We start from the raw sequence: 11789 nt of genomic DNA, 5'->3' as shown, positions 1-11789 counted from the left end.
GGTTTAGCTTCCGGGCGTGCGCTCGAGGCCCGCCGCCACGGCAATCGTGCGGGTCAGGACCTTGATCTCCGAGCGCAGGTCCTGGACGGCGATGGTGCGGCCCTGGGCGAGATCGTCGGCCAAGCGGTTCAGCAGGCCGTCGATGTTGCGCAAGTGGTTGCGGCTGTTGGCGTCGAGGCCGAAGCCGCCGCTGGAAGCGAGCTCGCCCAGCCGCTGCATGAACATCCGCATCTCGCCCTGGCTGTCGGCGAGGCGTTGCATGACCTGCTGCTCGGTGCGCAGCTGGTCGTTCAGCTGGCCGATCTGGTCGGCCAGCAGCTTGAAATTGGTGCCCTGCTGGTGGCGGTTGTCTTCCGCCCGTCCGATGGTCCGCTGCAATTCGCCCAGGCTTTCCGCCGTCTGTTCGAGCAGAGCCTGAATATAGGCCGGAACCGGCTGGTCGCCCTCGATCAAGGCACCGCCGGAGCTGATCCGGGTCTGGCCCGAGAGCCAGTCCTCGAGCTCGTTGAAGAAGCGCGCCTGCGCCTGGCCGGCGCGGAGATCGAGATAGCCGAGCAGCAGCGAGCCCGAGAGGCCGAACAGCGAGGCGGAGAAGGCGATGCCCATGCCCGAGAGCGGGCCTTCCAGGCTCTGCTTCAGGCTTTCGAACATGCTGGCCGGATCGCCGTTGGTCCCGACCTTCATCCCCTTGATCGCCGCGGCCACGGAATCGATCGTGTTCAGCAATCCCCAGAAGGTGCCGAGCAGGCCGAGGAAGATCAGCAGGCCGGTCAGATAGCGCGAGATCTCGCGGCTTTCATCGAGCCGCGACTGGATGCCGTCCAGCAGCGAGCGCATCGCCGAGGCGGAGAGGCTGAGCTTGCCGCCGGTCTTGTCGCGCAGCATCGCCGCCATCGGCGCCAGCAGCCGCGGCTGGGCGGAGCTGAGCTTATGGCCGCCGGTGCGGAAATTCTCGACCCAGGAGATATCGGAATTGAGCTGGATCACCTGCCAGAACAGGTAGAGCGCGCCGACCGCCAGCACGCCGAGAATGAAGGAGTTTAGGAAGGGGTTGTGGAAGAAGGCGAGGACGATCTGGTCCCAGAGCCAGCCGGCCACGAAGCCCGCCGCCAGCAGGCCGACGATCATCCACAGAAGCTGGCTTGTCGGTCGGCTCATGCGATCGCTCTATGCCTCGGGGCCGGAGTGATGAGAGGTCGCACGCGGATCAGTTGGCCGGGATGATATCGACGCGGTCGGCCGGCCCGCCTTCGGCCTTGTTGCCGAGCGCGCGGACGTCGATCCGGGTCGAGGGCACTTGGGCCTTCATCAGATAGCTGCGGATCGCGAGACCCCGGGCCAGCGACTTCCGGCGCGCCTTGCTCTCGGTGTCCTCGGTGCCGGCGGCATAGGACAGGACCTGGATCCGCTTGTCCGTGTTGGCCAGCATGTCCTGGGCGATCGCGTCGAGCGTGGCCGTGCTCTCCGCCGGAACCTCGTCGGACTCGCCGGTGTAAAGGATGCGCGAGGCGCCGGCGGGCAGCGCGCCAGTGCCTTCGGCGGCCGGCGGCGTGGTGCCTTCGGCCGGTGCCGCGGGGGTGGATTCCGGCGCCGCGACGGCGGCCTGCTGCTCGCCCTCGGGCTGCGCTTCGGTGCTGGTCGCGGCAGTGCCGGCCGGCGGGGTCTCGGGCGGGACTTCCGCCGTCTGGGTCTCGGCCGGAGCCGGCGTGGTCTCGGCCGGTGCTGTCGGGGCCGCGGCGGGGGCCTGGGCTGCCGGCTGCTCGACCGGCGAGGGCACTTCGGTCGGCATGTCCTCGGGCTGGGCCGGCGGGGTGGTCCCACCGCTCGGCGCCGCGGCTTGATCGCCGGGCGTGCTCGACTCGCTCTGGGTCGGCGTGGTCTTCGACAGGGTCGGCTCGGCCGGCGCGGCTTCGCTCGAGGATCCGGTCTGGGTCTCCGTGCTGGACGGCAGCGGTTCGGCCGGGGCCTGCTCGACCGGCGCCGGCTCGCTCGCCGCCATCTGCGTCGGCGCGCTGGGTTCGCGCAGCACGACGGCGCCGCCGCTGCTCGAGGACCCGGCGACTTGCGAATAGGCCATGAAGCCCGGCGGCACGGCCGGGGCCTGGGTGACCTGGGTGTTGAACGGGTTGGTGAAGGTCGGCCGCGGCGCCGCGGCGATCACGCCCATCGGCGCATTGGCGCAGCTGCAACTCCCCACCGGCATGGCGGCGCCGGGCAATGTCCCGCGCGTCACCGGACCCGGCCCGGAGCCGAGGCCGATCACGCTGTAATCGACCGTGACGTTGCTGCCGTTATCGGCGAGGTAGCTCTGCGCCGCGGCCGGCAGGGTGCCGCCGCCGATGCCGCAGAGCGCGACGAAACCGAGATAAAAAGCGCGGCGACCAGCCCGAAGCGTCATCATTGCCTGCCAGCGAGACATCCTGTGGCCTTGGCCTAACCAAGGCGCACAAAACTACAACGCATGCCCTTGAAAAACCACAACGATGTTGCGGCGGCGGCAAGCCATGGGCGGGTTTGGGTTTTCCCGCCCATCAGGCTTCCCGAGTCGGGACCGACGGCTGGGTCAGACGTTGCCGAGCAGGGCCTGGAGCGGGGCGTGCAGGATGCTGTTGGTCGCCAGCACCGAACCCGACTGCAGCATGGTCTGGCCGCCCTTCAAGTCGCTGACATAGCCGCCCGCTTCCTTGACCAGCAGGATCCCGGCCGCGATGTCCCAGATCGAGATCTCTTCTTCCCAATAGCCTTCGCAGCGGCCGGCCGCGACATAGGCCAGGTCGAGCGATGCCGAACCCAGGCGCCGCACGCCGGCGGTTTCCCGCATGGCGGCGTCGAGCTGGCGGCCGAACTTCGCCCGGTCGCCATGGCCGATGAAGGGAATGCCGGTGAAGAGCAGGGATTCCGGCAGCTGCTTCCGCCCCGAGACCCGCATGCGCCGGTCGTTGCAGAAGGCACCGGCGCCTTTCTCGGCCCAGAAGGTCTCGTCGCGGATCGGGTCGAAGACCAGGCCGGCGACGATCTCACCCTTGGCCTGGAGGGCGATCGAGATCGCGAAATGCGGCACGCCGTGCAGGAAGTTGGTGGTGCCGTCGAGCGGATCCACGATCCAGGTATGGTCGGGATCGCTGCCGGGGATCGCGCCGCTCTCCTCCATCAGCAGGCCGAAATTCGGCCGCGCCTTCTGGAGTTCCTCGCGGATCGTGCGCTCGGACTTGTGGTCGGCGGTGGAGACGAAGTCGCCCGGCCCCTTGCTCGAGACCTGGAGCTGCGAGACTTCGCCGAAGTCGCGCTTCAATGCGCGCGCCGCCTTGTCGGCGGCCTTGGCCATCACGTTGATGACGGCGGAACGGGTGGCCATCTTATATTGATCTCAGTCTTTGGCGCGTTCGACGTAGGTCGCGTCGGAGGTGTTGACCACGATGCGGGTACCGGCGGCGATATGCGGCGGGATCATGACGCGAACGCCGTTCTCCAGCTTGCCCGGCTTGTAGGAAGAGGAAGCGGTCTGCCCCTTCACCACGGCATCGGCCTCGACCAGCTCCATGATCACGGTTTCGGGCAGCGAGACCGAGATCGGCGAGCCTTCATAGCTCGACACGGTCACCACCATGCCCTCTTGCAGGAACACGGCCGGTTCGCCGATCAGTTCGGCGTTAAGCGTGATCTGCTCGTAGGTCGTCTGCTCCATGAAGGTGTAGTCGTCGCCATCGGCGAACAGGAACGAGTATTCATGCTCGTCCAGGCGCACGCGCTCGACCGTCTCCGAGGAGCGGAAGCGCTCGTTCAACTTGGTGCCGGTGCGGATGTCCTTAAGTTCGACCTGGAGATAGGCGCCGCCCTTGCCCGGCTGGGTGTGCATGGTCTTGACCGCGCGCCAGAGCTTGCCCTGGTGCTCGACGATGTTGCCGACCTTGATGGCGTTGCCGTTGATCTTCATCGCTAGAATCCGCTCATTCGATTGATAAGTTTGGGAAAATCGGCGCGGAAACTACCAGGAACAGGGGGCCGCGTAAACCGGCCCGTACGCATGCTTTCCGCGCGCCGCTTCCATACCTGATTCCGATTGGTTGGCAAGGGTTTACTGTGTTAACTCCAACCCCTCCGGCGAAGCCGGCTTGTGGACTGCCTGGCGTCCCCGGATGGGGTGGCGCCTTTAAGGAGACCGCCCGACCATGACCCAGTACCGTTCCCGCACCTCCACCCATGGCCGCAACATGGCCGGGGCCCGTGGCCTCTGGCGCGCGACCGGCATGAAGGACGGCGACTTCGGCAAGCCGATCGTCGCCATTTCCAACTCCTTCACCCAGTTCGTGCCGGGCCACGTGCACCTGAAGGACCTCGGCCAGATGGTCGCCCGCGAGATCGAAGCCAATGGCGGCGTCGCCAAGGAGTTCAACACCATCGCGGTCGATGATGGCATCGCCATGGGCCATGACGGCATGCTCTACAGCCTGCCTTCGCGCGAGATCATCGCCGACGCGGTCGAGTATATGGTGAACGCGCATTGTGCCGATGCGCTGGTCTGCATCTCCAACTGCGACAAGATCACGCCCGGCATGCTGATGGCGGCGCTCCGCCTCAACATCCCGACCGTCTTCGTCTCCGGCGGCCCGATGGAAGCCGGCAAGATGGTCATGAAGGACGGCAAGCTGGTGGCCCTCGATCTGGTCGATGCCATGGTCGCCGCCGCCGACGACAAGATCTCGGATGAAGAGGTGAACAAGATCGAGCGCAGCGCCTGCCCGACCTGCGGCTCCTGCTCCGGCATGTTCACGGCCAATTCGATGAACTGCCTGACCGAGGCGCTCGGCCTGGCGCTGCCGGGCAACGGCACCACCTTGGCGACCCATGCCGACCGCAAGGAGCTGTTCCTGGAAGCGGCCCGCACCGTGGTGCGGCTGACCAAGCGTTTCTACGAAGGCGACGACGAGAGCGTGTTGCCCCGCTCGATCGCCTCGTTTAAGGCCTTCGAGAACGCGATGACCCTCGACATCGCCATGGGCGGGTCCACCAACACCGTGCTGCATCTGCTGGCCGCCGCCTATGAGGGCGAGGTCAATTTCACCATGAAGGACATCGATCGCCTGTCGCGCCGCGTGCCGAATGTCTGCAAGGTGGCGCCGGCGGTCTCCCACGTTCACATCGAGGACGTTCACCGCGCCGGCGGCATCATGTCGATCCTGGGCGAGCTCGAGCGCGGCGGCCTGATCCACCGCGATCTCCCGACCGTGCATTCGGCCACCATGGGCGATGCGATCGATCGCTGGGACGTGACCCGCGCCAACGACCCGAAGATCCATCACTTCTTCAAGGCCGCCCCGGGCGGCGTGCCGACCCAGACCGCGTTCAGCCAGGATCAGCGCTTCGACAGCCTCGACCTCGACCGCTCGAAGGGCGTCATCCGCGACATCGACCATGCCTTCAGCAAGGACGGCGGCCTCGCGGTGCTCTACGGCAACATCGCGCTCGAAGGCTGCATCGTGAAGACGGCGGGCGTCGATGAATCGATCCTGAAATTCTCCGGCCCGGTGAAGATCTTCGAGAGCCAGGATGCCGCGGTCGAAGGGATCCTGCTGAACCAGGTGAAGCCCGGCGACGTTGTGGTGATCCGCTACGAGGGACCGAAGGGCGGTCCGGGCATGCAGGAGATGCTCTATCCGACCAGCTATCTGAAGTCGAAGGGACTGGGCAAGCAATGCGCCCTGATCACCGACGGGCGCTTCTCCGGCGGCACCTCGGGCCTGTCGATCGGCCATGTCTCGCCGGAAGCGGCGGAGGGCGGCGCGATCGGCCTGGTCCAGGCAGGCGACCGGATCGAGATCGATATCCCGAATCGTACCGTCAATCTCGGGGTGAGCGACGCCGAGCTTGCGAAGCGCCGCGCCGCGATGGACGCTAAGGGCGCTGCCGGTTGGCAGCCGGCCGAGAAACGGCATCGCCGGGTGACGACGGCACTGCGCGCCTATGCGGCACTGACCACGAGTGCTGCCAAAGGTGCGGTGCGGGTGGTACCATAAGGCCTGGATAAGCGCCTCCGGGGGGAGGCGCTGAGGGGAAGACGTGCGGACTGCTGCCTGTATTGCGTTCGTGCTGGGACTGGCCGGCGCGATCGCGTTGATCGCCTGGCAAGGTTTCGGAACCGTGTCCGTCGCCATGGGAACGCTTGGCGCCGGCGTCCTGCTGCTGCCGTTGATCTATGCGCCGCATTACCTCGGCGCGGCTGGTTCGTGGAGCCTCAACTTCCCGGACGGAAGACGCCCGGCCTTCGTCAGGGTCCTGCGCGCGATCTGGATCGGCATCGCCGTCGAGACGTTGATGCCGCTGGGCGGCCTCGCCGCGGAGGTGGTGAAGGCGAGATTGCTGATCCGCGACGGCACCCGCGCCGCCGACGCCGCCTCGCTGGCGGTGGTCGACATGACGGTGCAGATCGTCGTGCTGATCTTCTGGGCGCTGCTCGGCTTCAGCGCGCTCATCGTCACCGGCCCGGACGAGACCTTGTTCTGGCCGATCATCACCGGCGCCGCCTTCCTCACCCTGGCGATCGGCACCATGCTCTACGCGCAATACGCCAACCTGCTCGGCAAGCTGGCGCAGTGGGGCGCGCGCAGCCTGCGCTCGCCGCGCTGGCAGGGCCTGGCCGACAATGCGCATCATCTCGATCGCACGATCCGCGCGATCTATGCGCGGCCGTTCCGGGTCGCCGCGGCGTGCGCAATCCGTTGCACCACCCGCGGCTTAATGGCGGTTGAGATCTTCGTCGCCGCCTGGCTGATGCACAACCCGATCACCCCCTCCGACGCGGTGATGTTCATCGGCATCATCTGCACCTTGCGCGCCGCGGCCTTCGTCGTGCCCGGCGGCTGGGGCCTGCAGGAGGGGGCTTATGTCGTGCTCGGCCAGATGATCGGGCTCGAGCCGGAGATCGCGCTGGCCTTGTCGCTCGCCACCCGGGCGCGCGAGTTGATGACCGGGATTCCGGCGCTGCTGCTCTGGCAGGTGATCGAGGGCCGCAGCCTGCACCGGCTGATCGGCGGCCGGCCGGAGCCGATGACTTCAGAGCTGGATCCAGCTTAGCCACTGGCCGGGATGGCGCAGCGCATAGGGCTCGCTGCGCCGGGCGAAATCCTGCACCGCGGCTGATATCGCCTCGTCGCGCACCCCTTCGAGCGCGATCTCGGGCTCGACGGTGACTTCGACCGCGCCGTCCGCGGCGCGGAAGGCGAAGACCGGCAGCAGGCGCGCACCGGTCATCCGAGCCAGGCTCGGCGCCCCCGGGGCCAGCGGCAAGCTCCCCTCGAGAAACCGCGCATCGACCGTGCGTCCGCTGCCCTTCTGCCCGGTGATGCTCACCACCTTGTTGGACTTGAGGCGCTTGGCGAGAGTCTGCAAGGCGGCGTTCTGGCCTTGCAGCGGCAGCAGCACGCGCTCGGCGATGTAGCGGTCCTCTATCCGGGTCTGTATCCGGTTGAGGTAGCGGACGCCGAGCCGGGTCGCCGAGAAACCGTGCGCCGGCGTGCTCAGATGCACGACCTCGAGCCCCGCCCGGCGAAAGCCGACCTTCGAGCCGAGATGGCCGTGGAAGGCGTGGCTGACCCAGAGCACCGCGCCGCGGCCGGCTTCGAGCGCGGCATGGACATGCTCGAAGCCGGCAATGCGCACGGCGGGCTCCCAGCCATCGGGGCGATAGCATTTCAGCACCTGGAAGAAGGTGAAGATGCCCTCCGCGCCCATGTCGCGCAGGATTGACTTTGCCGGCGTATCGGCCAGCCGCGCACCGAGGGTCTTGCGGATGACGGCTAAGGTGGCGGCGGGATCCTGGGTGAGATCGCCGATCGCCATCGGGCTCAGCCGCCGCCCGATCGCCGGCCAGGCGCGCTCGGGTAGGAACCAGGCGGGCAGGGCGAAGAACGGCGCGCCGACCAGCACACCGAGATCGGTTCCGGAAAAAGAGCGCTGCGGGTCCAAGTCAGGCGGCGCTGCTGCGCGCCTTCAGGCTGTGCGCGGCCAGGGTCCGGCCGAGATCCCAGATCGCGCCCGGCACCCGGTGGCTGTCGGCAACCACCTGCTCGAAGCCGCGGCGGATCCAGGTGCGATCCTCTTCGTTCAGCGTCAGCGGCGGAATGAGCTTAATCACGTTCATGCCGTAGCCCGCGACCTGCGAGAGGATGCGGTGCTGCTTCAGCAGCGGTATGGTGATCAGCTGGCAGAACAGGCCCTTGTTGGCCTGCTCCAGCAGCGCCCAGGCGGCTTTCAGCGAGAGCGATTTCGGCGTGCCGAACTCGATCGCGATCATCAGGCCCTTGCCGCGCACCGCCTTCACGAACTCATGGGGTTCGACCAAGGCGGCGAGATCGGCGCGGATGCCCTCGCCGATCGAAGCCGCGTTCTCGATCAGCTTCTCGTCCTCGATCACCTGCAAAGTGGCGAGCCCGGCGGCCATGGCGATGTCGGTCTTGCCGAAGGTCGAGCCGTGCACCACGGCGCGATCCATGCGGTCGAAGATCTTGTTGAAGGTCGGCTTCTTCATCGCGACCGCGCCGACCGGCACGAAGCCGCCCGAGAGTGCCTTCGCCAGCAGGACCATGTCGGGCTCCGCGTCCCAATGGTCGATCGCCAGGAACTTGCCGGTGCGGCCGATGCCGGTCTGGATCTCATCGACCACGAACAGCGCGCCATGCCGCTTGCAGAGCCGCGCCGCCTCGCGGAGATAGTCGTCGTCCGGAATGTTGACGCCCTTGCCCTGGATCGGCTCGACGATGAAGGCGGCGACGTCGCCCGCCGCCAGCGCGCGGTCGAGCGCCATCAGGTCGTTGAACGGAACCGACTCGCAATACGGCAGCAGCGGGCCGAAGCCGTCGCGGAAGTGATCGTCGCCGTTCAGCGACAGCGCCCCGTAGGTGAGGCCGTGGAAGGCGTGGTCGCAGAACAGGATCCGGTCGCGCCCGGTGGCGGCACGGCTGAATTTCATCGCCGCCTCGACCGCTTCGGCGCCCGAATTGCAGAAGAACATCTTGTCGAGGCCGCGCAGCTTGGGGAGCAGCCGCTCGGCCAGCAGCCCGCTCAGCAGCGAGACGTCCATCTGCACCAGGTTCGGCAGTTCCGCGGTCAGCGTCTGCTGCAGCGCGCCGATCACCGTCGGGTGGTTGCGCCCGACCGCGAACACGCCGAACCCGCTCAACAGGTCGAGGTAGCGGTTGTCTTCCCGGTCGTAGAGATAGGCGCCCTTGCCGCGCACGTAGCCGCGGTCGAAGCCGATGGTCTTCAGCATCCGGACCATCTGCGAATTGAGATGCCGGTCGTAAAGATCGTATTTCTCGGCCGATCGGTCCGCCAGAATCGCGTTCATATCGATCGGCATGAGTGACTTCCCTGTAACCCCCGCCCCCGGCTGCATTTCAGCAGTGGTGGCCCATCCCCGATTCTTCTGTCAGGAAGACGAAAGCGTCAAGGTGTCCTTGGGCGCCGGTTTGCCGCACGGCGCCGAAACTCGGTTACCATCCTGACAACGAGATAGCCGATGAAGATCGCCAGCAGCGCGTTCGGGAAGCCGTCCGGGCCGAACCGGTTCATCGCCAGGCCGCAGACCACCGATCCGGCCAGGGCGCCAAGACCCCAGGCGGTCGAGAAAGCGGCGGTCCCGGCGATCAGGTCGGCGCCCTGGAATCGGTCGCCCAGCTGCGCGAGGCCGATCGTGTAGATGCCGAAGCCGGCGGCGCCCAGGAACAGCATCAGCGGCCAGACCCAGATCGAGGTCACGCAGAAGGGCAGGGCGATGAGACCGACGATCGTGAGCACGAAGCAGGCGATCATCGCCGGATTCTTGCCGATCCTGTCGGCGATCCACCCGATCGGGATCTGGAAGAAGACGTTGCCGAAGGAGAGTGCGGTGATGAGCGCAGCCCCGACTCCGTCGCTCATGCCGTTGTCCCGGCCATAGACCGACAGAAAGCCGAGCATGCCACCGTCGAAGATCGCATGGACGAAGATCGCCCCCATCAGCATCGGCGCCTTGGGCAGAAACGCCAGCATCGGCACATGCTCGTAGTCGGCCGCGCTGGCTTCCGCGGTGAGCAGCGACATCGGCAAGGCGGCGAGGCAGAGCACGATCGCACCGATCACGAATGGCGTGTAGCCTTCGATGCCGACCCAGCCGACGACGGCGGCGCCGACGCCGAAGGTGGCCGAGATGCAGGTGGCATAGGCGCCCACCACCAGGCCGCGCCACTTCCCGGTCGCATTGGAGAGCACCCAGGCCTCGCTCAAGGCGAACAGGGTCGCGACGGTCATGCCCTGGGTAAAGCGCAGTACGAACCAGGCCGGCAGCCAGTCAATCGTCGGATAGAGGATGAAGATCGCCCCGGTCGCGAACGCCATGAACAGCGCGACCCGCTTGGCGCCGAAGGCATGCGACAGGCGGGGAATGAACAGCCCCGCGACCAGGATGCCGAGCGGCGCCATGGCGGTGTTGAAGCCGATCGTATCCTCAGTGACGCCGTCGGCCTTCATGTTGAGCGAGAGCAGCGGGAAGATTTCGCCGAGCGAGAAGGCGAAGACACAGACCGCCGCGCAGGCCGCGATCAGATTGCGCCAATTGATGCTCTCTTGCTCGGCCACGCCGGTCCCCCGAATTGCGGCGCAGACTGGCCTAGAATCATTTCATGGACAAGCGCAGCGGGTTTGTCTTCCATGCAGGCCAAGCATGCGGAGGGAGCGCATAGATCATGACTTTGCAGATCGCGGACCGCTGGTTCGAGGAGAAACGCATCGGTGACGGCATCACCCTGCTCTGGGAACCGCATGTGATCCCGCTGATGCGCTGCAACATCTGGCATGTGCGCGGCCGCGACCGGGATCTCCTGATCGACACCGGCATGGGCGTTGCCAGCCTGCATGACGCCACACGGCACCTGATCGACAAACCGGTGCTCGCGGTCGCGACCCACACCCATCTCGACCATACCGGCGGGCATCACGAGTTCGAGGAATGCCTGGTGCATTCCGCCGAGGTTTCGACGCTGACCGAGCCCGAGCACGAGCTCAGCCTGCGCAACGAGGCCTATTTCAGCGCCGAGGGGCGGCGCAAGCTGGCGGCGGCCGGCTATGAGATCCCCGACGGCTGCATGATCACCGCGATCCCGCATGCCGGCTACGACCCCGACCGCTATCGCCTGAAGCCGGCCAAGCGCGTGCGCACGGCAGAGGACGGCGACACCGTCGATACCGGCGACCGCCGCTTCGAGGTGATGCATCTGCCCGGCCATTCGCCGGGCAGCATCGGCCTCTGGGAGGAAGCCACCGGCACGCTGTTCTCTGGCGACGCTCTTTATGATGGGCCGCTCTTGGATCAGCTCTCCGGCTGCAGCGTCCCGGATTATCTCCGCACCATGGCGCGCCTGCGCGAGCTGCCGGTCCGCGTGGTGCATGGCGGCCATGACCCGAGCTTCGGCCGGGAGCGGATGCTGGAGTTGATCGACGGCTACGTCGCCTCCCGCACCTAGGTTCCGGTCCAGACGCTGCGACAGGTTGTCGTCGCCGCGCCGGATCCCACGATCCGCTGCCGACGAGTTCCGGTCGCGCAGATTGTGAAATAGATGCGCTCCATCAGGGCCTTATCATCACGGGAGGTCAGGGAGTGCCCAGATCGGGCGCGGCCGAACGTGATCGAGATCAAGGGGTTACGCTGCGGCGCCGATGCCCTAGCAACATCTTCTTAACCCCGGCGCGTCACAGTTCCGCATCGGTTCGTCCGGACCCGGAGAGAAGGATTCGTCATGCTGAAGCGCGTGAAAATT

General features: G+C 66.8%; 10 protein-coding genes. 3 read left to right on the top strand and 7 right to left on the bottom strand.

Annotated features, from left to right (window positions below):
* Positions 1-3: 3 nt before the first annotated feature.
* From ACH2CY_RS06440 to efp, 4 genes are all read right to left on the bottom strand, one after another.
* Positions 4-1158, bottom strand: a complete 1155-nt coding sequence (locus tag ACH2CY_RS06440; protein ID WP_395017229.1) for a flagellar motor protein MotA — start codon at positions 1156-1158, stop codon at positions 4-6.
* A 49-nt stretch (positions 1159-1207) separates the two neighbouring features.
* On the bottom strand, positions 1208-2398 hold the full coding sequence (locus tag ACH2CY_RS06435; RefSeq protein WP_395017227.1) for an OmpA family protein: 1191 nt from the start codon (positions 2396-2398) through the stop codon (positions 1208-1210).
* Positions 2399-2563: 165 nt separating this feature from the next.
* A complete protein-coding gene (locus ACH2CY_RS06430) occupies positions 2564-3355 on the bottom strand; it encodes an inositol monophosphatase family protein (RefSeq protein ID WP_395017224.1) in 792 nt (263 codons plus the stop codon).
* A gap of 12 nt (positions 3356-3367) precedes the next feature.
* Positions 3368-3934 (bottom strand): elongation factor P, encoded by a 567-nt coding sequence (gene efp / locus ACH2CY_RS06425; protein ID WP_395017221.1) that lies wholly within the window; start codon positions 3932-3934, stop codon positions 3368-3370.
* 235 nt (positions 3935-4169) lie between these two features.
* Here efp and ilvD point away from each other — a divergent pair, with 235 nt between their 5' ends.
* Entirely contained in the window at positions 4170-6014 is a 1845-nt protein-coding gene (gene ilvD / locus ACH2CY_RS06420) for a dihydroxy-acid dehydratase (RefSeq protein ID WP_395017218.1), read from the top strand.
* A 43-nt stretch (positions 6015-6057) separates the two neighbouring features.
* Complete coding sequence (locus tag ACH2CY_RS06415) at positions 6058-7071, top strand: lysylphosphatidylglycerol synthase domain-containing protein (protein ID WP_395017217.1); 1014 nt, start codon at positions 6058-6060, stop codon at positions 7069-7071.
* On the opposite strand, the gene ACH2CY_RS06410 is transcribed toward ACH2CY_RS06415, so the two are convergent.
* From ACH2CY_RS06410 to ACH2CY_RS06400, 3 genes are all read right to left on the bottom strand, one after another.
* Positions 7051-7962 (bottom strand): hypothetical protein, encoded by a 912-nt coding sequence (locus ACH2CY_RS06410; RefSeq protein ID WP_395017215.1) that lies wholly within the window; start codon positions 7960-7962, stop codon positions 7051-7053. The two genes, ACH2CY_RS06415 and ACH2CY_RS06410, sit on opposite strands and share 21 nt — an antisense overlap.
* 1 nt (position 7963) lies before the next feature.
* Positions 7964-9355, bottom strand: a complete 1392-nt coding sequence (locus tag ACH2CY_RS06405; RefSeq protein WP_395017214.1) for an aspartate aminotransferase family protein — start codon at positions 9353-9355, stop codon at positions 7964-7966.
* A gap of 86 nt (positions 9356-9441) precedes the next feature.
* Entirely contained in the window at positions 9442-10611 is a 1170-nt protein-coding gene (locus ACH2CY_RS06400; RefSeq protein ID WP_395017212.1) for an MFS transporter, read from the bottom strand.
* A gap of 107 nt (positions 10612-10718) precedes the next feature.
* Between ACH2CY_RS06400 and ACH2CY_RS06395 the strand changes: the two genes are divergently transcribed.
* Positions 10719-11495 (top strand): MBL fold metallo-hydrolase, encoded by a 777-nt coding sequence (locus ACH2CY_RS06395; RefSeq protein WP_395017211.1) that lies wholly within the window; start codon positions 10719-10721, stop codon positions 11493-11495.
* Positions 11496-11789 lie beyond the last annotated feature (294 nt).

Source organism: Dongia sp., assembly GCF_041905885.1.
Lineage (GTDB): Bacteria > Pseudomonadota > Alphaproteobacteria > Dongiales > Dongiaceae > Dongia.
Note: the sequence above shows the minus strand (reverse complement) of the source record. Positions and strands in the feature narration are given on the sequence as shown.

Coding starts and splice junctions, on each gene's coding strand:
- ilvD (WP_395017218.1), top strand. CDS start 4,170: ATGACCCAGTACCGTTCCCGCACCTCCACCCATGGCCGCAACATGGCC.
- ACH2CY_RS06405 (WP_395017214.1), bottom strand. CDS start 9,355: ATGCCGATCGATATGAACGCGATTCTGGCGGACCGATCGGCCGAGAAA.
- efp (WP_395017221.1), bottom strand. CDS start 3,934: ATGAAGATCAACGGCAACGCCATCAAGGTCGGCAACATCGTCGAGCAC.
- ACH2CY_RS06435 (WP_395017227.1), bottom strand. CDS start 2,398: ATGACGCTTCGGGCTGGTCGCCGCGCTTTTTATCTCGGTTTCGTCGCG.
- ACH2CY_RS06430 (WP_395017224.1), bottom strand. CDS start 3,355: ATGGCCACCCGTTCCGCCGTCATCAACGTGATGGCCAAGGCCGCCGAC.
- ACH2CY_RS06440 (WP_395017229.1), bottom strand. CDS start 1,158: ATGAGCCGACCGACAAGCCAGCTTCTGTGGATGATCGTCGGCCTGCTG.
- ACH2CY_RS06395 (WP_395017211.1), top strand. CDS start 10,719: ATGACTTTGCAGATCGCGGACCGCTGGTTCGAGGAGAAACGCATCGGT.